Consider the following 19596-nt stretch of genomic DNA (forward strand, 5'->3'; position numbering starts at 1 on the left):
AGGGGAATCATGTCGACCATATCGCAGATGACGCCCGATCAGGCCCGCAGATTCATGGAAGCAGGCAAGCCCGATGCCTACACCCTTCTCGATGTCCGCCAGGACTGGGAATACGAGGAGGACCATCTCCCCGGAGCGCTGCACATCCCCCTGCCGGAGCTCCCGGACCGCATTCAGGAGTTGGACCCCGAGGGGACGTTGCTCGTCTATTGCGCCTCCGGCGGGCGGAGCATGGCCGCCGCCGCGTTGTTGGAAGGGCAGGGCTTCGAGGACATCAACAACCTCGTGGGCGGTATGTCCGCCTGGGAAGGCCATTCCGCCTTCGGCCCCATGGAGCTGGGGCTGGTCGCCTACACAGGGGCGGAAAGCCCGGCCGAGGTGCTGCTCAAGGCCTACGCCATGGAGGACGCCCTCCAGATATTTTACGTGGAGCGCGCGGACATGGCCGAGACCATGGAGCGCATCCAGCTGTTCATGGAGCTGGCCGGGTTCGAGGACAAGCACAAGGACACCCTGTACGAGCTGTACACCCGTGTGGTCGACGAGCCCATGAGCCGGGACGAGTTCGAGGAGACCGCCCTGCGCAACCTGGCCGAGGAGGTCGAGGGCGGGGTACCCATCGGCGAATTTCTGGATCAGTTTCCGGGGGCCTTCGACGACGACCAGGGCGTGCTCCAGCTCGCCTCCATGGTCGAGGCCCAGGCCCTGGACTACTACCTGCGTTGTGTGCGGCGGTCCAAGGTGGAGGAGACCCGAAAGGTCCTCCAGATACTGGCCCGCGAGGAGAAGGCCCACCTCAAGGTGCTCGGCAAGCACATGGACCGGCGGGAATGATCCACCGGTCCGGCTAGGCCAACTGGGGCCTTCTGCGGCGGAGGTTCGGCACTACGATGCCGAAGATGATCAAACCCGCGCCGCCCATTTGCAGCCAGACCACCTGCTCCCCCAGAAACGCGGCGGCCGCCGAAAGGGTGATGATCGGTTCGACCGAGGAGAAGATGCACGCGTAGGCGCTGCCGATCTTCTCTATGGCCGTGTACAGGAAGGCCACCGCCATCACGCCGGGGATCAGCCCCAGGGCCAGGGCGATGGCCGTCTGCTGGCCGCCGTCCAGCCGCATCCAGGCGGTGACGTCGCCCGACAGGGTGAAGGAAACCGCCGCACCCAGCATGATGTAGAAGGTCGCCTTGAGGGGACGGATATTCTTGAGCAGCACCTGCATCAGGATCAGGTATACCGAAAAGGTGGCCATGGCCCCCAGGGCGTAAGCCAGTCCGGTCGGGTCCACCGCGCGCAGGAAGGCGTCGTAGAACACCAGGCAGCAGCCGGTCATGACCAGCCCCAGCGACAGGAGCATGGTCCGGTTGACGGGCATCTTGAGGAACAGGCCGGAGAGCAGGGTCACGACCATGGGGTGGCCGTACAGGACCAGGGCCGTGGTCGAGGCCGGGATGGTCTCCAGCGCCGCCACGAAGCAGGTGGTCTGCGTCCAGTAGGCCACCATCCCCAGAAAAGCGCACTTGGCCAGGTCGCGCAGGGAGATGCGCAGCAGGGTCCGGTCCTTGGCCAAGAGGTAGAAAAACAGGAGCAGGGTGCCGAAGGAGAATCGGAACTGCATCATCACCGGCCCGGACATGCCCGCCGCGTAGCCGAGCTTGACCAGGATGGCCATGGAGCCGAAGCAGGCGGCCGAGATGACCGCGAAGACGAGTCCCTGGAACATGGCGGCTATTCAGGCTTTTGCATGTAGGCCATGTATTCCTGGTTGCCCTTGGGCCCCAGGATCTTCGACGGCACCACGCCCAGGACGGTGAGCCCCAACTCGTCGGTGCAGAAGCGCAGGACCGTGTCCACGGCCTCCTTGCGCAGCCCCTCGTCGCGGACCACGCCCTTGTCGGTCTGGCCCGGCCCGACCTCGAACTGCGGCTTGATGAGCACCACCAACTCGCCCCCGGCCCGCAGGAACTGCAGGCAGGCGGGCAGTATCTTGGTCAGGGAGATGAAGGACACGTCGGCCACGATGACGTCCACGGTCTCCGGGATCAGGTCGGGTTCGGCGTGGCGCACGTTGGTCCGTTCCAGGTTGACCACCCGGTCGTCCTGCCGGAGCTTTTCGTGCAGCTGGCCGTAGCCCACATCCACGGCGTAGACCCGCGTCGCCCCGTACTGGAGCATGCAGTCCGTGAACCCGCCGGTGGAAGCGCCCGCGTCGAGCGCGACCTTTCCCTCGAACCCGATGGAGAATTCCTCGATGGCCGTGAGCAGCTTGTACGCCCCGCGCGACACGAACCGGTCGTCGTCCGGGACCACGAACTCGGTGTCGGGCGCGAACTGCTGGCCCGGCTTGGTCACCGGCGTCTTCTGTCCATGGTCCATGTAATGGACCTTTCCGGCCATGATCAGCCGCTTGGCCTTTTCCCGGCTTTCGGTAAGGCCCTGGGAGGCCAGCAGCTGGTCCGCCCGTTCCTTCTTCATGCGTGGGCTCCGGCTATTTCTTTTCCAGTCCGAGTTTGGCGACCACCAGGTCGGCGGTCTTGCGGGTGTAGTCCGCCTCGGACAGGGCTTCCTTCTCCTCCGGGGAGATGATCAGCTGCGGCTTGTTGGCCAGGGCCATGTCCGGCTGGACCTCAAACTCGGGCGGGAAGGCGTTGTCGAAATACATGTTCTGGAAATCCACGAACTTGAGCTGGTGGGCCGTGGAGTCGAGGATGCACAGCTCGTCCTTGGAGACCAGGCCCAGCTCCAAGGCCCGCTTGGCCCCGGCAAAGGACTCGCCGCCCTGGGTACAGGCGATGTGGCCGTTGCGGTTGGCCTGGATCATGGAGTCCATGATCTGCTGCTCGGTGACCTGGATGACCTGGAACGCTTCCTTGCCGCCCACGGCCTCGAACTTCTCGGCGAAGTACTTCACGCGCGGGAAGGAGACGGGGTTGCCGATCATGGCCGCCTGGGCCACGGAGGCGCTGACCTTCATGGGCTTGTAGGCGCGCTCCTTGGGGTCGTCCACGGCGTAGTAGCGGTAGACCGGGTCCGCGTGGTGGGACTGCACGCCGAAGATGCGCGGCAGGTCGGTGATCACGCCCAGGGCGTGCAGCTTCAGGAAACCGGCCATGATGGCGGTGATGTTGCCCGCGTTGCCGATGGGCACGAAGATGCACTTGCCCTTCATGTCCCAGTCGTACCACTGGGCGCATTCGAAGGCATAGGACTCCTGGCCCAGGATGCGCCAGGCGTTCTTGGAGTTGAGCAGGGCCACGCGGTAGTTGTCGGCCAGGTGCTCGACCACCTTCATGCAGTCGTCGAACACGCCGGGCACTTCCAGGACCACGGCCCCGGAGCCGAGCGGCTGGGCCAGCTGGGCCGGGGTGACCTTGCCGTGGGGCAGGATGACCACGGACTTGATGGCTCCGCCCACGTAGGAGGCGTAGAGCGCGGCGGCGGCCGAGGTGTCGCCGGTGGAGGCGCAGACCGTCAGGATCTGGTCCCAGCCGTTCTTGCGGATCAGGGAGCGCAGGTAGGAGAAGCCGCAGGCCATGCCCCGGTCCTTGAAGGACGCGGACGGGTTCTGGCCGTCGTTCTTGTAGGCCGTGCGCAGGCCGGTGGCCGCCCGCAGGGTGGGGCTGGACTCGATGACCGGGGTGTTGCCCTCGCCCAGGTAGACGATGTCCTCTTCCTCCAGCACCGGGGCCATCAGTTCGTAGAACCGGAAGACGCCGCGCAGGGCGATCTTCTTGGAGGCCGCGCGGCCGTCGAAGATGGCGCGCCACTGTTCGCCGGAGGTCTTCTTGAGTTCGTCGAAATTCAGGTTGTCGAGCAGGAACACGCCGCCGCAGTCGGGGCAGGTGTAGTACAGCTCGTCCGTGGGGAATCGCTTGCCGCAACCAAGGCAGAAGTATTCCATGTGTCCGCGGTAGGAAGGAAACAGATCGGCAGTCATTGGCTCACCCGGTGAAAAAAGGTTCTCTCCATGCCCGAAAAGGGCATGAAAGGTTCGCTTAAAAGGTAGTGAATGGCAAGTCGAAATTGTGTAGGCTGGCCTCGCAAACAGCGGGACGGCAGGGCGAAACCGCCTTCGGCCGTCCGGGAGAATCCATGAAGAAAAGAACCATATCCCTGGTCCTGGGCAGCGGCGGCGCACGCGGGCTGGCCCACATCGGCGTCATCCGCTGGCTGGAGGAACACGATTGCGAGATCAAAGCCATCTCGGGCTGCTCCATGGGCGCGCTGGTGGGCGGCATCCACGCCATCGGCAAGCTCGATGAATACGAGCGCTGGGCGCGCGCCATCACCAAGCGGGACATGCTCGCCCTGCTGGACGTCTCCTTCGGCCTGGACGGGCTGATCAAGGGCGACCGGCTCATCGAGACCCTGCGCAACCTGGTGGGCGAGGCGCGCATAGAGGACCTGCCGATCAACTTCACCGCCGTGGCCGCGAACATCTCCCGGCGCAAAGAGGTCTGGTTCACCCAGGGACCGGTCTTCGACGCGGTCAAGGCGTCCATCGCCCTGCCGATCTTTTTCAAGCCCGTGGTCATCGACGGCGAGGACATCATCGACGGCGGCATCCTCAACCCGGTGCCCATCGCCCCGACCTTCAGCGACCGCAACGATTTCACCATCGCGGTCAATCTCTGCGCCCCTCCGGTGAAAGGCGTGGAGATATCCGCAGACAAGGTTTCGGGAGAGGAGGAAGGTTCGGGACTGTCCAATGCCGTGGCCGACTTCATCGGCAGCCTGACCGACAAGATTTCCATGAAGCGCAAGGAATTCCGCGCCTACGATATCCTCTACAAGTCCTTCGACGCCATGCAGGGGACCATCGCCCGGCAGAAGATCGCGGCCTATCCGCCCGACGCGGTGCTGGACATCCCCATCAACCTGGGGAGCCTGATGGACTTCGACAAGGCCGCGCCCATGATCCGCTACGGCTACGACCTTGCCGGGGAGAAGCTGCCCAAGATCCTCGGCTCCCGTTAGGGGACGAGGAGCAGTTCCTGGCGCATGAACCCGGCGAAGGCCTCCAGGATGGCCGGCCTCTTGTTCCGTCCGGCCCTGAGTTGAATGGCGACGGGCCGGATTTCCGGCAATCCGTCGCCGGGCACGGCCAGGCGGCAGCCCTCGGCCACCGTGCCCACGGAGACAGGCCCCACGGCAAGCCCGGCGCGGATGGCCGCCAGGACGCCCGTCATGCTCGGGCTGCCATACGCCACGCGGTAGGGGATGGACGCCCGCTCCAGTGCGGCCAGCCCGTTGCGCCGGTACAGGCAGCCCTGGTGGTACAGGGCGAGGGGCAATGGGCGGCGCTCCACGGGCGCTCCTCTGTCGGCCACCAGCCAGGCCAGGGGCAGCGGGCGCGAATCCACGGCCCCGGCGGTTTCTTCGGTGGTCAGAACGACGTCCAGCTCACCGGCCCGGTACATTTCCCGCAGCCTTGAGGAGTCATCGCAGTAGACGTCCACCTGAACTCTCGGGTGGGCGGCGGCGAACCGTTGGAGCGCGCCCGGCAGATAGCGGGTGGCGTAGTCTTCGGGCGCGCCGCAGCGGACCACGCCGTGCATCCGGGGGGTGCCGATGGCGACAAGGGCCTCGTCGTGCAGGTCGAGCAGCCGCCGGGCATACCTGTAGAGCACATCGCCCTCGGTCGTCAGGGCCACACCGCGTCCCTCGCGCCGGAACAGCTCCCTTCCCAGGTCGGTCTCCAGCCGTTTCATCTGCATGCTCACCGCCGACTGAGTGCGGTGAACAAGCGGGGCCGCCCGGGTGAAGCTGCCGCTGTCGGCCGCTGCCACAAAGGTACGCAGCAGGTCGGGCGGGAGTTGGATCAAGGATGTCTCATCAAGCATGCTTATGTCTTAAATGAAAATAATTCGTTTATCGAATGCCTTGCGCCCGGCCATAGTGACGGAAACAAAAGCAAGGAGACGCCATGCTCGAAAATCAGACGGAACTTCGGAAGAACATCGAAAGGAACTGGGCCGCCTTCAAGCGGGCCATGCCGGAACTGACGCAGGCGCAGGAGGCGCACACCATGGAGGTGTACAAGGACGGCGAGGTCGGCGGGAAGCACAAGCGGCTCATGGCCCTTGTCGGCGCGCTGGTCAGCGGCTGCCGAGGGTGCATCCTCTTCCAGACCAACGCGGCCCTGGAGCTGGGAGCCACGGCGGGCGAGATCCTCGAATCGTGCGCAGTGGCGGTCTCGCTCGGCGGGACCATGGCCTCGGCCAACACCGTGCGGGTGATCGAGTACCTCGTCGAGAACGGGGTTATGGAATAGGCGAGAGCCCTGCCTAGGGCCAGATGCGGGGGATGGACAGGATGACCATGGACGCGCCGATGGCGGTCTTGACCGTGAAGCCCAGCGCCTTGCCCACGAACGCGCCCTTGGCGGCGCGCAAGGCCTCGGGCCGGGTGCGGCCGGGCATTTCGGCCACCAGGCAGCCGAGCCACGCGCCGCCCAGGGCGCCGATGAGCGCCCCCAGGCCGAAGAGGAAGGACGCGCCGAAGATCGCTCCGGCGATGGCCCCGACGATGCCGCCCAGGTTGCCCCGCACGGACGCCCCGTAGCGGCCCGCGCCCCAGGCCTGGAGCGCGAACTCCAGCGCTTCGCCCATGGCCGCGGCCACGCCGAGCAGGAGCACGTAGTTCCAGGTCATGGACTCGGGGTAGACGTACTTCCACAGCGCCACCAGAGCCAGGGCCAGCCAGTTGGCGGGCAGGCTGAATATCTGGAGCACCTGGGAGAGCATCAGCCCCAGGATGAGCAGGATGGCCCAGAAGTATTCCATGCGGGCCTATTCCTTGTCGCGCAGGTCCACCACGCGGACGGCCTTGCCCTCGGCCTTGGGGATGGAGTCGGACTGGCACAGCTCCACGCGCGGGGTGACCAGGATCTCGCTGCACAGATTCTTGGCGATGCGCTTCTGCAAGCCTTGCAGGGCGCGCATGTCCTCGACGAAGAATTCGTCCTTGATCTCGACCTTGACCTTCATCTGGTCGGAGATGCCGTCGCTGACCAGCTCGATGAGATAGTTCTGGCCCACCTCGGGCATGGCCATGAGGCACTGCTCGATCTGCATGGGATAGATGTTCACGCCCTTTAAGATCATCATGTCGTCGGCCCGGCCGGTGATGCGGTCGATGCGCCGGTGGGTGCGTCCGCACTCGCACTTGCCGGGGATGAACCGGGTCAGGTCGCGGGTGCGGTAGCGGATGATCGGCATGCCCTCGCGCGTGAGGGTGGTCATGACCAGCTCGCCCACTTCGCCCTCGGCCACGGGTTCGCCGGTCTCGGGGTTGATGATCTCGGCGATGTAGGCGTCCTCCCACAGGTGCATGCCGTTTTGGTGCACGCACTCGAAGGCCACGCCCGGGCCGTTCATCTCGGAGAGGCCGTAGGAATTGTACGCCTTGATGTGCATCAGCTTCTCGATCTTGGCGCGGGCCTCCTCGGTGTGCGGCTCGGCGCCGATGAGGGCGATGCGCCACGGCATGTCCTCGGGCTCGAATCCTTCCTCGCGCACCTTCTGGGCGAAATACAGGGCAAAGGACGGGATGATGTGCAGGACCGTGACCTGGTGGTCGCGGATGAGCTTGATCTGGCGCTTGGTGTTGCCCGCGCCCGCCGGGATGGTCAGCATGCCGAGGCGCTCGGACCCGTAGTGGATGCCCAAACCGCCGGTGAACAGCCCGTAGCCGGAGGTGTTCTGGAGCACGTCGGTCTTGCGGCAGCCGCAACAGTACATGGACCGGGCCATGAGGTCGGCCCAGGTATCCAGATCCTTCTGGGTGTAGAAGACCGCCACCGGGGTGCCGGTGGTGCCGCTGGAGGCGTGCAGCCGCACGAACTCCTCAAGGGGCTTGGTCAGCAGGCCGTGGGGATACTGGCTGCGCAGGTCGTCCTTGGTGGTGAAGGGCAGCTTGGCCACGTCGGCCGGGGTCCTGATGTCGTTCGGGTCGATGGACTTGAACCGCTCTGCGTAGAAGGGCGAGCGTTTGGCGTTCTCGATGGTCTCTCGCAGGCGTTCGACCTGGAGTTCCTCCAGGGCGGCGCGGTCCATGGCTTCTACTGGATCGTAGTACATAGCGGTTCCGCAGGATTAGGGTTAGTCGGAGTCCTGGTGGAATCCCTCGGGCAGTTCGGAGGGATAGGCCGTGGCGTCCATGTTCTCGAACAGGGTGTATTCCTTCTTGAAGAAGAGCTCGCAGCGGCCGGTGGGACCGTTGCGCTGCTTGCCGATGATGACTTCCGCGTGGTTCTTGAGCGGGTTGTCCTCGCTCTTGTTGTACGCGGCGTCGCGGTAGAGAAAGATGATGATGTCCGCGTCCTGCTCGATGGCCCCGGATTCGCGAAGGTCCGACATCATGGGCCGCTTGTCCGTGCGTTCCTCGACCTTGCGGTTGAGCTGGGACAGGGCGATGACCGGCACGTCCAGCTCCTTGGCCAGCGCCTTGAGGTGCCGGGAGATGTCCGAGATCTCCTGCTCGCGGGAGTCGGGCCGGGCGCTGGAGCGCATGAGCTGGAGGTAGTCGATGACGATCAGGCCGAGGTTGTGCTCCGCCTTGAGGCGGCGGCAGCGGGCCTGGAGCTCCAGGGTGGACAGGGCCGGGGTGTCGTCGATGTAGATCGGGGCCTTGCTCAGGACGTCCGCGCCCTCGTAGAGCTTGTTCCAGTCCGAGTCGTCCAGGTAGCCGGTACGCAGGTTGGACAGCTCCACCTTGGATTGCACGGCGAGCAGACGGGTCATGAGCTGCTCCATGGACATTTCCAGGGAGAAGATGGCCGTGGGACACTCGGACCGGGCCGCGGCGCGCAGGGCCACGTTCAGGGCGAAGGCGGTCTTGCCCATGGACGGGCGGCCCGCGATGATGATCAGGTCGGAGTTCTGCAACCCGGCGGTCATGGCGTCGAAGTCGTGATAGTGGGTCTGGATGCCGGTGACCACGGATTTGTTGTTGAAGCGGGCCGTCAGCTCGTCGAAGACCTTGGGCACGAGCTGGCCGCTGGACATCAGGCCGCGCATCTCCTTGCTTTGTGCGATGCGGAAGATTTCCTTCTCGGATTCGTCCAGGACCTCGCCCACGTCGCGCGAGGAGAAGCAGTTGGAGATGATGCCGCTAGAAATGTCGATCAGTTCGCGCAGGATGCATTTGTCGCGCACGATCTGGGCGTGGTGCAGGGCGTTGGAGGCGCTGACCACGGAATCGGAGAGTTCGGCCAGATAGACCGGCCCGCCCACGGTGTCCAGGGTGTCGTTCTTGGCCAACTGGTTGGCCACGGTGATCACGTCGATGGGCTGGTGGTCGTCGTAGAGCTGGACGAACGACTTGAAGATGTCGCGGTGGACGGGAGAATAGAAATCGTCCGGGCCGATGATGTCCACCAGCTGGTGGAACATGTGCTCGGACTGGAACACGCCGCCGAGGACGGCCTGCTCCGCTTCAAGGGAGTGCGGGGGGACTTTGCGTAAGAGATCGGAAGAGGCCCTGTCCAGGGCCTCTTCCGGATTATCAGCGTATTGGCCTGATCTAGGCCTCTGCGGTTTCGGCGTCTTCGGCATTCGCTACGGATTCCTCGACGGCCTCGGCCTTTTCTGCGGGTTCTTCAATTTCCTCGACAACGGGGCCGCCATGACGGACCACGGCAAGCTTCAGCTCGCCCATGACGTCGGGGTGCAGACGGATTTCGATGTCGTATTCACCCAGGGAACGGATGGGTTCGGCCAGCAGGATCTTGCGGCGATCGATGTCGATGCCGGCGGCTTCCATGGCGTCACCGATGTTGGAGGTGGTGACGGAGCCGTACAGCTTGTCGCCGTCGCCAACGCGAACCTCGATCTCGATCGGGGTGGCGGCGATGCGCTCGGCCAGACCTTCGGCCTGGGCGCGCAGGGAATCGGCCTGCTCCTGCAGTTTGCGGCGTTCCAGCTCGAAGGCCTTCAGGTTCGCCTTGGTGGCCGGCTTGGCCAGACCCTGCGGGATCAGGTAGTTGCGGCCGTAGCCGGGCTTGACAGTGACGATGTCTCCGAGTCGACCCAGAGAGTCGACGTCAGCGCGTAAAATAAGTTTCATCGGTCCTCCCTCCTACATGGAGCTCCGCTTCTTCACATCAGTGCTGTGAACGGTGGTGTAGAAAAGCAGGGCCATCTGACGGGCGCGCTTGATTTCGTTGGTCAGCCGGCGCTGGTGCTTGGCGCAGGTGCCGGTGATGCGGCGGGCAATGATCTTGCCGCGCTCGGTGACGAAATCCCGGAGGATGTCCGGGCGCTTGTAATCCAGGGGAAGTTCGGCGTCCGCGCAGAAGCGGCAGAACTTTTTCCTCGGGGTGAATTTCTTGCGAAATGCCATGGTGAAACCTCCTAGGCAGCCAGTTTGACGGTCATGAACTTGAAGATGCCGTCGGTGATGCGGATGTTGCGTTCAAGCTCGGCAACCAGCGCGCCGGGGGCTTCGTACACCATGCGAACGTAGTATCCACGGGTCTGCTTCTGGACGGGGTAGGCCAGCTGGCGCATGCCCCAGTCGTCGGTCTCAACCATTTTGCCGCCGTCGCGATCCACGATGCCGGTGAGGGTGTCCAGGATGGTTCTCCTGTCTTCCTCAGCCAGCTCCGGAGAGAGCAGGACGAGCGTCTCGTAATTGTTTGCCATTTTGGTACTCCTTTTGGTCATTGGCCCTCCACCACATGGGGAGAGCAAGGCAAGAGGGGTTACATATTGGGAAACGGGCCGTCTGTCAAGAGGCCCCCCCATCCCTCTACTTGTCGTCTTTCTTTTCGGGCGGCTTCCAACCGCACCTGTCGCTGCCGGGGCCTCAGCCCCCGCCGAACTTGCCCCGGATGAGGCGGCCTACGGCCAGCCCCACGATCACCAGGGCTATGAGCTGCAACCATTCGGGCATGTCGTCTCCCTCCTATGGTGTCCGCGAAATACACGAACAATTGTTCCGCTTGGGATCGCTGTCCGAAAAACGCGGTTTTCGGCTTGCTCCGCCGCTTTCAGCGGCGCTTCACCCGGACGGGTGCTATCGTGCCGCGCCCGATTGCCGATGATGCAACCAACAGGACGCGACACTAGACCTTGAGGTCCTCGCCGGTCAGAAGCCTGTAGGCTTCAAGGTATTTGGCGCGGGTCCGGGCGGCGATGTCGGCCGGGATGCGCGGCGCGGGCGGCTGCTTGTTGAAGCCGATCTCCACCAGCCAGTCGCGGAAGTACTGCTTGTCGAAGCTCGGCTGTGACTGGCCGGGCACGTAGCCGTCTTCGGGCCAGAACCGGGAGGAGTCCGGGGTCAGGGCCTCGTCGATGAAGATCAGCTCGCCGTCGATGGTCCCGAACTCGAACTTGGTGTCCGCGATGAGGATGCCGCGCGCCTTGGCGTAGTCGCGGGCGCGGGTGTAGATGTCGAGCGCCAGTTTCTCGACCTTGCGCATCATCTCCTCGCCCAGCAGCTCGGCGGCCTTGTCCAGGGAGATGTTCTCGTCGTGCTCGCCCAGGTCCGCCTTGGTGGACGGGGTGAACAGGGCGGTTTCGAGCATCTCGGATTCCTTCAGCCCGGCGGGCAGCTTGTGGCCGCAGACCTCGCCGGTCTTCTTGTAGTCGGACCAGCCGGACCCGGTGATGAAGCCGCGCACGATGCACTCGATGGGCAGGGGCTTGGCCTTTTTGGCCAGCACGGAGCGGTCCTGGAGCTGGTCGCGGTACTTGCGCAGCGGTTCCGGATATTCGTCCACATCCGTGGCGATGATGTGGTTGGGCACCAGGTCCTTCATCATGTCCATCCAGAACAGGGTGATCTGGTTCAGGACCTTGCCCTTGTCCTCGATGGGGTCGGGCATGACCACGTCGAAGGCCGAGAGACGGTCCGTCGTCACCAGGAGCAGGGTGTCCGCGTCGATTTCGTAGATGTCGCGGACCTTGCCCCGGGAGATGAGCGGGTACTCGGTGATGTTGGTCTCAAAAACGGCTGCCATGAATATTCCCTCTTTTAAAATGATATTACTTGTTGCGTTGTTCCACGCTGCGGGCGTGGGCTTCGAGCCCTTCCAGCCGCGCCAGGCGGGCGATCTTGGCGCCGTGCTCGGCGACGTAGCCGGGGCTTGCGGCGATCACGCTCGATTTCTTGCAGAAATTCTGGACCGACAGGGCCGAGGAGAAGCGCACCGTGCGCAGGGTGGGGAGCACGTGGTTCGGCCCTGCGAAGTAGTCGCCCACGGGTTCGGGCGAATTGTGGCCCATGAAGATCGCTCCGGCGTGGCGGATGGAGCCGAGCATGGACCACGGGTCGGCCAGGGCCAGCTCCAGGTGCTCGGCGGCCAGCAGGTTGATCAGCTCCGCGCCGGTTTCGAGGTCGGGCACGGTGATGATCGCGCCCCAGCTCTTCAGCGAGTTGGCCGCGATCTCGCAGCGGGGCAGGGCGTCGCACTGGGTGACCAGCTCGGCGCGCACGGCGGCGGCCAGCTCCGTGTCCGGGGTGACCAGGATGGAGGCGGCCAGCGGGTCGTGTTCGGCCTGGGAGAGCATGTCCGCGGCCAGCCAGGCGGGAGTGGCGGAGGAGTCGGCCAGGATGGCGATCTCGCTCGGACCGGCCACCATGTCGATGCCCACGTGGCCGATGAGCTGGGACTTGGCCGTGGCCACGAAGATGTTGCCCGGACCGGCCAGCACGTCGCAGGGCGCGATGGTCTCGGTGCCGTAGGCCAGCGCCGCGATGGCCCAGGCGGACCCGGCGAGGAATATCTCGTCGAGGCCGAGCAGCGCAGCGGTGGCCAGTATGTACGGGTTCAGGGTGCCGTCCTTGCGCGGGGGCGAGGTCACGGCGATGGACGGGACCCCGGCCACCTGGGCCGGAACGGCGTTCATGATCAGGCTGGAGACGAGCGGCGTCTCACCGCCTTGGCCGCCGGGAACGTACAGCCCCACGCGGTCCACCGGGCGGACCATCTGGCCCAGGATCGTGCCGTCCTCATCGGTGGTCCACCAGGATTTTTCCTTCTGGTTCAGATGGAAGGTTCGTACGCGATGGATGGCTTCTTCCAGAATTTCGATATCTTCCGAAGGAATTGCCTCCAGGGCGTCGTGGATCAGCTGCGCGGGAACGCGCAGTGCGGCGGTTTCGAAAGTTTCGCAGTCGAACTTGCGGGTGTATTCGGTCAGTGCCTCGTCGCCGCGCTCGCGCACGTTGGCGAGGATGTCCCGGACGATGGCGTCCACCTTGGTGTCCGGGTCCTTGCGCTTTTCGAGCCAGCCCTGAATGGCGGCCCAGTCGGCCCGGCTGGCAAAGGTCATTTCTCTACAGGGCATGAAGACCTCTTTTGAAGGATTGATTGGCAGTGTGCGTCCAAGGAGAAATTATATAGCCGAGGGGCGTTCAAAAGTCGAGAGCGGCGGGGGAAAGAATAGCGGCCCGTGGCGTGTTGCGCGCCGTTCTCCTCACTGTTCGGACGGGAGCGTTCGGTGGTCCTGTCCGGCAAAATGAAAAGAGGGCCGGGGTTTGCACTCCCCGGCCCTCTGGCGTTACTTGGCGTTTAAGCTTTTCAGCTTAAGGTTCTAAGCGAGCTTAGAACTTGTAGACAACACCAGTGGCAACCTTCCAAGCGTCGTCCTTGAGGTTGGCGCCCCAGACGTTCTCGGAGAAGTCGCTGTTGATGTAACCCAGCTGGCCGTACAGGGTCAGCTCGTCGTACACGGCGTAAGCGGTGTTGAAGTCAACTTCCCACAGGGAGTCCTTCTCGGTCAGGTAGTTGCCACGGGCGCCGAGGGCGGCGCGGGTGTCGTTGGTACCTTCGGCGTACAGGACGTGGAAGTCGTGGGTCAGGCCCTGGGCGAAGGACTGGATGCCGGTCAGGGACAGGCCGATGGTCCAGAAGCCGAGGGAGGTGTCGTTGCCGTTGATGTCGTCACCGGTGATGAGGCCGCCACCGAAGAAGAAGGAACCGACAGCCCAGTCGCCGTCCAGGACGGGCATGGTCTCGGCGCCATCAGTAGCGTCGTCGTCGTCACCGGAGGTGTAGACACCGAAAGCGGACACGGTCATGAAGTCAAAGCCGGTGTAGTCCAGGCCAATGGCGCCCATCCAACCGGAAGCATCCAGGGTGTCGGTGTCGTAGTCAGCCTTACCGTAGTTGAAGTCGGCCTTGATGATGAACGGGTCAAACATGGACATGGTGAAGTTGGTACCATACCAGTAAGCGGAGCCATCTTCGCCGGAACCGTTGAAGTTGTCACCCAGGGCGCCGTACAGGAAGAACGGGGTCAGGGAGATGCCTTCGAAGTTCAGGGGCACGGCAATCAGGTAACCGTCAAGGTAGTTGTCGTCGTTGGCGGCGCTGTTGTCGGTGGGGATGGTGGTACCAGGGATGGTGGTGGTGTCGTTGTCGTTGGCCAGGCGGGTGTAACCAGCCAGGACGGAGACGTTGTCGGTAACCGGAGCGGTGACCATGACGGCGCCAGCGCGCTCGGCAACGATCATGGAAGCGGAGCCGACGGACTGCGGCAGAGCAACGGTGTAGATACCGGCTTTGACGTTGACGTCGGTGCCGGGCCAGTTGAAGTCGATGTAAGCATCACGGATGTTCATCTGAGCAGTGCCAGCGCTGCCGGGCTGACCCAGAGCGAAGCCGCCCTTGCCCCACTCGCCGCGGTCGGAACGAAGGCCGAGGACGCCCTTCAGGTTCTCGTTGGCGGTGACGGTGAAGTACAGGTCAGCACGTTCCATGATGCGCATGGACTCTTTGTTGGCATTGTTTTTGGCGAAGTTCCAGTTGTCATTCCACACGGCGTTCACGAGCAGGTTACCGGAGATGGAAACCTCGGGAGCGGCGGATGCGGAAACAGCCATGCCCAGGACCAGGGTCAGGGCGACTGCGAGCATAACCAAACGTTTCATAGTGGTTCTTCCTTTTTTTTGCGATTCAAGACCAAGTTAACGCCTAACTGGATTCCGTTTACCCCACCTCAGGAGCCATTGCAAGGGTTTGGGACCAAAAAAATGAAAAAGGTAAAAATTTTTTTACCGGCCAAAAAATTGAACTCACGGTGCTCCTGTTGTTGAATTAATGTAAAAAATTACGACATGTTATTGGCGTTTTGTCGAAGGGTGATTTGTTCCGCATTTTCCCGTATAGTGGGTTCCGCCTGATTTTGTGTTGAAAAAATACCACACCGCCATGGATACCGAGTACAAATTTTTTGCCGCCAACTTCCCGGACACTTCCGGCGTCTATCTTATGAAGGATGGACGGGGGCGCATCCTCTATGTGGGCAAGGCCAAGCACCTTCGCCGCAGGCTCTCCTCCTACTTCCGCAACGCGGCGGCGCACACCCCCAAGACCCGCGCCCTGGTGAGCCGCATCCGGCACATCGACATCCTGCTCACGGCCACGGAAAAGGAGGCCCTGCTCCTGGAGTCCGGGCTGATCAAGAAGCACCGGCCCCGGTACAACGTGGTTCTCAAGGACGACAAGCAGTACGTCCTGTTCCGGCTGGACAGGACGGCCGAGTTCCCCCGGCTGTCCATGACCCGCAAGGTGGTCCGCGACGGGTCGGTCTATTTTGGGCCGTTCACCTCGGCGTCGGCCGCGCGCACGGTCTGGAAGCTGCTCGGCAAGGTCTTCCCTTTGCGCAAGTGCAAGGACACCGCCTTTCGCAATCGGGTGCGGCCCTGCCTGTACCACGACATCGGCCAATGCTGGGCGCCCTGTGTCCTGGATGTGGACCGCGAGGCATACGCGGACATGGTGCACCGGGTGGAGATGCTCTTGTCGGGCCGCAGCATGGAGCTGGTGGACGGGCTGACCCGCCGCATGAAGGAGGCGTCCAAGGCCCTCGAATTCGAACGGGCCGCCGCCTACCGCGACCAGATCAGGGCCGTGCGCAAGACCGTGGAGGGGCAGGCCGCCGTGATCCACGACAACCGCGACCGCGACGTGATCGGCCTGGCCGAGACCCCGCAGGGGCTCGGGCTCGGGCTGCTCTTCGTGCGCCAGGGGCGGCTGCTGGACCAGAAACAGTTTTTCTGGCCGGGGCTGACCCTGGACGAGGGCGTGGAGGTTGTGGAGAGCTTCATCGGCCAGTTCTACGGGCCGGGACGGTTCATTCCGTCGCTGATCATCACCCCCATGGACCTGGCCGACACGCCCCTGGACGAGGTCCTGGCCGAGCGCGGCGGCGCGAGCGTGCGCATAGCGCCGCCCAAGTCCACCCAGGAGAAACAGCTCCTCGGCATCGCCCGAAACGTGGCGGCCCAGGCCACCGAAGTGCGCGAGTCCATAGCCTCGCGGCTGCAAAAGGCGCTCAGGCTTCCCGAGGAGCCGGTGCGCATCGAATGCGTGGACGCCTCGCACCTGGGCGGCACGGACATGCGCGTGGGCCAGGTCGTCTTCGAGGACGGGCGGCGCAGCCCGGAGGCCTCGCGGCTCTATGCCTTCCCGGAGCTGGAGGGCGCGGGGGACGACTACGCGGCCCTGGCCGGATGGGCCAGGCGCAGGATGGAGTCCGGCCCGCCGTGGCCGGACCTGGTGCTCATCGACGGCGGACGCGGTCAGCTGTCCGCGGTGGAGAAGGGGCTGGCAGAGTGCACCCTGGAGTGCGGCTGGGAGCTGGCGGCCATCGCCAAGGGCGAGTCCCGGCGGGCGGGCGAGCTGGGCGACGTGATCTTCCGGCCGGGCCGCAAGAACCCAATGCCGCTCAAGCCCGGCAGCCCGGAGCTGCTCTTTCTGCAGAAGATCCGCGACGAGGCCCACCGTTTCGTGCTGGGCCGCCAGCGACGGGCGCGCAAGAAGGCGGTTTTGAGCAGCGAGCTGACCTCCCTGCCCGGCATAGGGCCCAAGACCGCTCGCATTCTGTGGGACCATTTCGAATCCCTGGAGGCCATGCTGGAGGCGGACGGCGCGGCGATCGCCGGGCTGCCCGGCATCGGCCCCAAGCGGGGCGGAAAGATATTCGAAGCCCTCCAGGCGTTGCGCGCCACCCGCTGATTTCCGCAGCCGAAGCGGCCGGCCGAAAGCCTGGCGATTGCCGATTTCGAGCTGTCCGTCGAAGACATGGCCGCGATCTCAGGGGCGGCGAAACCGGACGGCCGCCTCAAGGGACGGGCCCGGGCGGAGATTGAGGCGTTCGAGGCGCGCCTAGAGCGTGACCGGTTTGCCCACGGCCAGTTCGAGCAGTTCGGTGCCCGGCGCGACCAGGGCGAGCTGTTCGGCCAGCGCCTTGGTGTTCTGGTCCAGGATGCCCCAAGTCCCCCAATGCTGGGGGATGATCTTCTTGCACTGGAGCAGCGAGCAGGCGTAGGCGGCCTGCCGGGCGTCCATGGTGAACCGTCCGCCGATGGGCAGCATGGCCACGTCGATGTCGTGGAATTTCCCGAACAGCTCCATGTCCCCGAACAGCCCGGTGTCGCCGGAGTTGTAGACGCACAACCCCTTGGGGTCGGTGATGATGAACCCCGCGGGCATGCCGTGCACGGACGAGTGCATGGCCTGGACCATCTTGATGTCCAGCCCCAGGCGGGTGACCGTGCCGCCGATGTTCATGCCCACGCCCAGGTGCTCGGGCAGGCCCAGCTCGATGAGGTCGCGGATGATGTCGAACATGGCGACCACCTCGGCGTCGTGCTTGATGGCCAGCTCCAGGGTCTGGCCGATGTGGTCGTGGTGGTCGTGGGTGACGAGGATCAGGTTGCACTCATCGATGTCCCTGTAGTCGGCGGGGGCGCTCGGGTTGCCCACGAAGAAGGGGTCGATGAACAGGGTGGCGTCGGCGGCCTTGAGTCTGAAATTCGCGTGGCCGAACCAGGTAATCTCCATTGGCGCTTCTCCTACTCCCCCCATCGCCGGTACAGGTCGTGGGGGATATCCAGTTGATCGAGGATCTTTCCGGCCAAGTGGGCGGTCAGGTCCTCGATGGTTGCCGGGCGGTGATAGAAGCCCGGGCTGGCCGGTAGAATGACTGCCCCGGCCCGTGAGGCCGCGAGCATGTTGTGCAGATGGATGTCCGAGAGCGGGGTCTCGCGCGGGACCAGGATCAGTCTCCGGCGCTCCTTGAGGGTCACGTCGGCGGCGCGGTGCAGCAGGTTGTGGCCGTAGCCGTTGGCCACCGCGGACAGGGTGGCCATGGAGCAGGGGCAGACGATCATGCCGTCGTGCTTCCAGGAGCCGCTGGCGGGCGGGGCGGCGATGTCCTCCGGGGCGTGCACCCCGGCGGCGCCGCGTTCCAGGGCCTCGGGGGCGAGGTCGGTTTCCACGGCCAGGACCTTGCGGGCGGCGGCGGAGATGATGACGTGCAGCTCCACGTCGCTGCGTCCGCCGAGAGCGCGGACGAGCGCTTCCGCGTAGAGGGTGCCGCTGGCGCCGCTGACCCCCAGGATGATGCGTTTCGTGCCCATGGGAACTCCTGCCCTGATCCGTTGCTGTGTGATATAGACTTTTTTTAGACTTTTTTGCAAGGGGAAACCGGCCTGCGCCGTTTCCCTGCGGTTCGTTGTTTCATTTCCGGCGCGCATAGTATAGTCTTGACAAAGGAGTAGGCGAAGTATAGCTACTTCCTTCCCGCGGGCTATTAGCTCAGTTGGATAGAGTGCTTGCCTCCGGAGCAAGAGGTCGCAGGTTCGAATCCTGCATAGCCCGCCACCGCGAAACGAAAAAAGGCCCCTGCCGATGCAGGGGCTTTTTCTTTTTCGGGACCAGCCGGGCTACGCGCCTTCGTCGTTGCGCGGGGGGAGGTAGGGGAGCAGCTTGCGGTCCTCGACCATGATGTGGTTGGTCAGCCAGCGGCTCAGAAAGATGAAGATCTCGGTCAGGTTGGTCCTGGACCGCATGGTGCGCCGGAAATCCTCCGCCTTCTCGGCGAATTGGCCGTGCATCTCCCGGTGGGCATCCAACTCCGGGAAGCCGCAGCTGCGCATGACCGACTCCTCGGTCTCGAAATGTACCTCGGCATACTCGCGCATGTGGTCCACCAGTTCCATCAGGCGAGACTCGTCGCTACGCTGGATCGCCTCGAACGCCTCGTTGATCAGGGCGATCAGCTCCATGTGCTGCTCGTCCAGTTCATCCAAACCCACGGACATGGTCTCGTCCCATTGCATCAACGGCATAGGCGCCCTCCGGTTTTGTTCCGGCGAATCTAGCAGATGCCCCGCAAATGACAAGTGGCGGCGGAGGGACGCGCCGGACCGCCCGTCTTTTCGGTAAGTTGGGGCGAAAAACGGGGGGGACGGCCTCATTTTTCGCCGAGTTCCGGACGGATTATAATACTAAAAATGCGCTGCCTGTGATTGCATGTGAAACTGAGATCATACCCGGTTCGGAGGTGTATAACATGCGTAAAATGGTAACGATGTCAAACAATTGCCTGGAGTGTGTCTTCCACCACAAGAAGTGCATCCTCGGGCACCAGCGTCCCTGGAATTCCTTGAGCTGCGACGACTACAGGCCCTATTGCCTGGTCTGCACGTATCCCGAGGAATTCTGCAACACCTGCCGCAATCTCGCCTCAAGGTGGATGAAGCCTCTCGACGAGGATTCCCATCCGTCCTTCCGGCAGGCGGACCCCGTCCTCTTCGATTGCGTCTGGCAGCCGCCCTCGTCGCGACAATAGCGGTTTC

General features: G+C 64.0%; 21 protein-coding genes and 1 tRNA gene. 6 read left to right on the top strand and 16 right to left on the bottom strand.

Annotated elements, in window-relative coordinates; all coding sequences use genetic code 11:
* The first annotated feature begins 9 nt into the window (after positions 1-9).
* Positions 10-834 (top strand): rhodanese-like domain-containing protein, encoded by an 825-nt coding sequence (locus tag AWY79_RS09660; RefSeq protein ID WP_066802928.1) that lies wholly within the window; start codon positions 10-12, stop codon positions 832-834.
* A gap of 13 nt (positions 835-847) precedes the next feature.
* Here AWY79_RS09660 and AWY79_RS09665 read toward each other — a convergent pair whose 3' ends face one another.
* Genes AWY79_RS09665 through thrC form a run of 3 tightly spaced genes read right to left on the bottom strand, consistent with a single transcriptional unit; the run spans position 848 to position 3937 of the window.
* Positions 848-1723 carry a DMT family transporter gene (locus AWY79_RS09665; RefSeq protein ID WP_066802932.1) on the bottom strand — a complete coding sequence of 292 codons (876 nt, stop codon included), beginning with the start codon at positions 1721-1723 and terminating at the stop codon, positions 848-850.
* Between the two features lie 5 nt (positions 1724-1728).
* Positions 1729-2475: a TlyA family RNA methyltransferase gene (locus AWY79_RS09670; protein WP_066802935.1), complete on the bottom strand. Its 747-nt coding sequence runs from the start codon at positions 2473-2475 to the stop codon at positions 1729-1731.
* A 13-nt stretch (positions 2476-2488) separates the two neighbouring features.
* On the bottom strand, positions 2489-3937 hold the full coding sequence (gene thrC / locus AWY79_RS09675; protein ID WP_066802937.1) for a threonine synthase: 1449 nt from the start codon (positions 3935-3937) through the stop codon (positions 2489-2491).
* A 155-nt stretch (positions 3938-4092) separates the two neighbouring features.
* Here thrC and AWY79_RS09680 point away from each other — a divergent pair, with 155 nt between their 5' ends.
* A complete protein-coding gene (locus tag AWY79_RS09680) occupies positions 4093-4977 on the top strand; it encodes a patatin-like phospholipase family protein (protein ID WP_066802939.1) in 885 nt (294 codons plus the stop codon).
* On the opposite strand, the gene AWY79_RS09685 is transcribed toward AWY79_RS09680, so the two are convergent.
* Complete coding sequence (locus AWY79_RS09685) at positions 4974-5825, bottom strand: LysR substrate-binding domain-containing protein (RefSeq protein ID WP_233490892.1); 852 nt, start codon at positions 5823-5825, stop codon at positions 4974-4976. The genes AWY79_RS09680 and AWY79_RS09685 overlap by 4 nt on opposite strands.
* 101 nt (positions 5826-5926) lie before the next feature.
* Here AWY79_RS09685 and AWY79_RS09690 point away from each other — a divergent pair, with 101 nt between their 5' ends.
* Positions 5927-6274, top strand: coding sequence for a carboxymuconolactone decarboxylase family protein (locus AWY79_RS09690; RefSeq protein WP_066802944.1), 348 nt, complete (start codon positions 5927-5929; stop codon positions 6272-6274).
* A gap of 13 nt (positions 6275-6287) precedes the next feature.
* Here the strand turns inward: AWY79_RS09690 and AWY79_RS09695 are convergent, their stop codons facing one another.
* The 9 genes from AWY79_RS09695 to AWY79_RS09735 all read right to left on the bottom strand — a co-directional run bounded on the left by AWY79_RS09695 (position 6288) and on the right by AWY79_RS09735 (position 14880).
* Positions 6288-6785 (bottom strand): DUF456 domain-containing protein, encoded by a 498-nt coding sequence (locus tag AWY79_RS09695; protein WP_066802946.1) that lies wholly within the window; start codon positions 6783-6785, stop codon positions 6288-6290.
* Between the two features lie 6 nt (positions 6786-6791).
* Positions 6792-8081 carry a phenylacetate--CoA ligase family protein gene (locus AWY79_RS09700; RefSeq protein ID WP_066802950.1) on the bottom strand — a complete coding sequence of 430 codons (1290 nt, stop codon included), beginning with the start codon at positions 8079-8081 and terminating at the stop codon, positions 6792-6794.
* Between the two features lie 21 nt (positions 8082-8102).
* Positions 8103-9557, bottom strand: a complete 1455-nt coding sequence (dnaB, locus tag AWY79_RS09705; RefSeq protein WP_066802953.1) for a replicative DNA helicase — start codon at positions 9555-9557, stop codon at positions 8103-8105.
* Positions 9526-10068, bottom strand: a complete 543-nt coding sequence (rplI, locus tag AWY79_RS09710; RefSeq protein WP_066802956.1) for a 50S ribosomal protein L9 — start codon at positions 10066-10068, stop codon at positions 9526-9528. Before rplI ends, dnaB begins: the two co-directional genes overlap by 32 nt.
* A 12-nt stretch (positions 10069-10080) precedes the next feature.
* Positions 10081-10344: a 30S ribosomal protein S18 gene (gene rpsR, locus AWY79_RS09715; RefSeq protein WP_014321549.1), complete on the bottom strand. Its 264-nt coding sequence runs from the start codon at positions 10342-10344 to the stop codon at positions 10081-10083.
* Between the two features lie 11 nt (positions 10345-10355).
* Positions 10356-10646: a 30S ribosomal protein S6 gene (gene rpsF / locus AWY79_RS09720; RefSeq protein WP_066802959.1), complete on the bottom strand. Its 291-nt coding sequence runs from the start codon at positions 10644-10646 to the stop codon at positions 10356-10358.
* A 422-nt stretch (positions 10647-11068) separates the two neighbouring features.
* A complete protein-coding gene (locus AWY79_RS09725; RefSeq protein WP_066802962.1) occupies positions 11069-11965 on the bottom strand; it encodes a phosphoribosylaminoimidazolesuccinocarboxamide synthase in 897 nt (298 codons plus the stop codon).
* A gap of 25 nt (positions 11966-11990) precedes the next feature.
* Positions 11991-13295 carry a histidinol dehydrogenase gene (hisD, locus tag AWY79_RS09730; protein ID WP_066802970.1) on the bottom strand — a complete coding sequence of 435 codons (1305 nt, stop codon included), beginning with the start codon at positions 13293-13295 and terminating at the stop codon, positions 11991-11993.
* A gap of 256 nt (positions 13296-13551) precedes the next feature.
* Positions 13552-14880 carry an outer membrane homotrimeric porin gene (locus tag AWY79_RS09735; protein ID WP_066802972.1) on the bottom strand — a complete coding sequence of 443 codons (1329 nt, stop codon included), beginning with the start codon at positions 14878-14880 and terminating at the stop codon, positions 13552-13554.
* Positions 14881-15160: 280 nt separating this feature from the next.
* Between AWY79_RS09735 and uvrC the strand changes: the two genes are divergently transcribed.
* Positions 15161-16969 (top strand): excinuclease ABC subunit UvrC, encoded by a 1809-nt coding sequence (gene uvrC / locus AWY79_RS09740; protein WP_066807151.1) that lies wholly within the window; start codon positions 15161-15163, stop codon positions 16967-16969.
* Positions 16970-17119: 150 nt separating this feature from the next.
* On the opposite strand, the gene AWY79_RS09745 is transcribed toward uvrC, so the two are convergent.
* Both AWY79_RS09745 and AWY79_RS09750 read right to left on the bottom strand, forming a co-directional pair.
* Complete coding sequence (locus tag AWY79_RS09745) at positions 17120-17797, bottom strand: metal-dependent hydrolase (RefSeq protein WP_066802974.1); 678 nt, start codon at positions 17795-17797, stop codon at positions 17120-17122.
* Positions 17798-17808: 11 nt separating this feature from the next.
* On the bottom strand, positions 17809-18375 hold the full coding sequence (locus AWY79_RS09750) for a UbiX family flavin prenyltransferase (RefSeq protein ID WP_066802977.1): 567 nt from the start codon (positions 18373-18375) through the stop codon (positions 17809-17811).
* Between the two features lie 167 nt (positions 18376-18542).
* Between AWY79_RS09750 and AWY79_RS09755 the strand changes: the two genes are divergently transcribed.
* Positions 18543-18619, top strand: a tRNA-Arg gene (locus tag AWY79_RS09755).
* A gap of 62 nt (positions 18620-18681) precedes the next feature.
* Here the strand turns inward: AWY79_RS09755 and AWY79_RS09760 are convergent.
* Entirely contained in the window at positions 18682-19086 is a 405-nt protein-coding gene (locus AWY79_RS09760) for a bacteriohemerythrin (RefSeq protein WP_066802980.1), read from the bottom strand.
* A gap of 242 nt (positions 19087-19328) precedes the next feature.
* Between AWY79_RS09760 and AWY79_RS18365 the strand changes: the two genes are divergently transcribed.
* Entirely contained in the window at positions 19329-19589 is a 261-nt protein-coding gene (locus AWY79_RS18365) for a hypothetical protein (RefSeq protein ID WP_233490893.1), read from the top strand.
* The last annotated feature ends 7 nt before the right edge of the window (positions 19590-19596 follow it).

The organism is Pseudodesulfovibrio indicus (assembly GCF_001563225.1).
Taxonomy (GTDB): domain Bacteria; phylum Desulfobacterota; class Desulfovibrionia; order Desulfovibrionales; family Desulfovibrionaceae; genus Pseudodesulfovibrio; species Pseudodesulfovibrio indicus.

Excerpts from the sequence above, each read along its gene's own strand:
- AWY79_RS09660 (WP_066802928.1), top strand. The coding sequence starts at position 10 with ATGTCGACCATATCGCAGATGACGCCCGATCAGGCCCGCAGATTCATG.
- AWY79_RS09665 (WP_066802932.1), bottom strand. The coding sequence starts at position 1,723 with ATGTTCCAGGGACTCGTCTTCGCGGTCATCTCGGCCGCCTGCTTCGGC.
- AWY79_RS09670 (WP_066802935.1), bottom strand. The coding sequence starts at position 2,475 with ATGAAGAAGGAACGGGCGGACCAGCTGCTGGCCTCCCAGGGCCTTACC.
- thrC (WP_066802937.1), bottom strand. The coding sequence starts at position 3,937 with ATGACTGCCGATCTGTTTCCTTCCTACCGCGGACACATGGAATACTTC.
- AWY79_RS09680 (WP_066802939.1), top strand. The coding sequence starts at position 4,093 with ATGAAGAAAAGAACCATATCCCTGGTCCTGGGCAGCGGCGGCGCACGC.
- AWY79_RS09690 (WP_066802944.1), top strand. The coding sequence starts at position 5,927 with ATGCTCGAAAATCAGACGGAACTTCGGAAGAACATCGAAAGGAACTGG.
- AWY79_RS09695 (WP_066802946.1), bottom strand. The coding sequence starts at position 6,785 with ATGGAATACTTCTGGGCCATCCTGCTCATCCTGGGGCTGATGCTCTCC.
- AWY79_RS09700 (WP_066802950.1), bottom strand. The coding sequence starts at position 8,081 with ATGTACTACGATCCAGTAGAAGCCATGGACCGCGCCGCCCTGGAGGAA.
- dnaB (WP_066802953.1), bottom strand. The coding sequence starts at position 9,557 with ATGCCGAAGACGCCGAAACCGCAGAGGCCTAGATCAGGCCAATACGCT.
- rplI (WP_066802956.1), bottom strand. The coding sequence starts at position 10,068 with ATGAAACTTATTTTACGCGCTGACGTCGACTCTCTGGGTCGACTCGGA.
- rpsR (WP_014321549.1), bottom strand. The coding sequence starts at position 10,344 with ATGGCATTTCGCAAGAAATTCACCCCGAGGAAAAAGTTCTGCCGCTTC.
- rpsF (WP_066802959.1), bottom strand. The coding sequence starts at position 10,646 with ATGGCAAACAATTACGAGACGCTCGTCCTGCTCTCTCCGGAGCTGGCT.
- AWY79_RS09725 (WP_066802962.1), bottom strand. The coding sequence starts at position 11,965 with ATGGCAGCCGTTTTTGAGACCAACATCACCGAGTACCCGCTCATCTCC.
- hisD (WP_066802970.1), bottom strand. The coding sequence starts at position 13,295 with ATGCCCTGTAGAGAAATGACCTTTGCCAGCCGGGCCGACTGGGCCGCC.
- AWY79_RS09735 (WP_066802972.1), bottom strand. The coding sequence starts at position 14,880 with ATGAAACGTTTGGTTATGCTCGCAGTCGCCCTGACCCTGGTCCTGGGC.
- uvrC (WP_066807151.1), top strand. The coding sequence starts at position 15,161 with ATGGATACCGAGTACAAATTTTTTGCCGCCAACTTCCCGGACACTTCC.
- AWY79_RS09745 (WP_066802974.1), bottom strand. The coding sequence starts at position 17,797 with ATGGAGATTACCTGGTTCGGCCACGCGAATTTCAGACTCAAGGCCGCC.
- AWY79_RS09750 (WP_066802977.1), bottom strand. The coding sequence starts at position 18,375 with ATGGGCACGAAACGCATCATCCTGGGGGTCAGCGGCGCCAGCGGCACC.
- AWY79_RS09760 (WP_066802980.1), bottom strand. The coding sequence starts at position 19,086 with ATGCCGTTGATGCAATGGGACGAGACCATGTCCGTGGGTTTGGATGAA.
- AWY79_RS18365 (WP_233490893.1), top strand. The coding sequence starts at position 19,329 with ATGTCAAACAATTGCCTGGAGTGTGTCTTCCACCACAAGAAGTGCATC.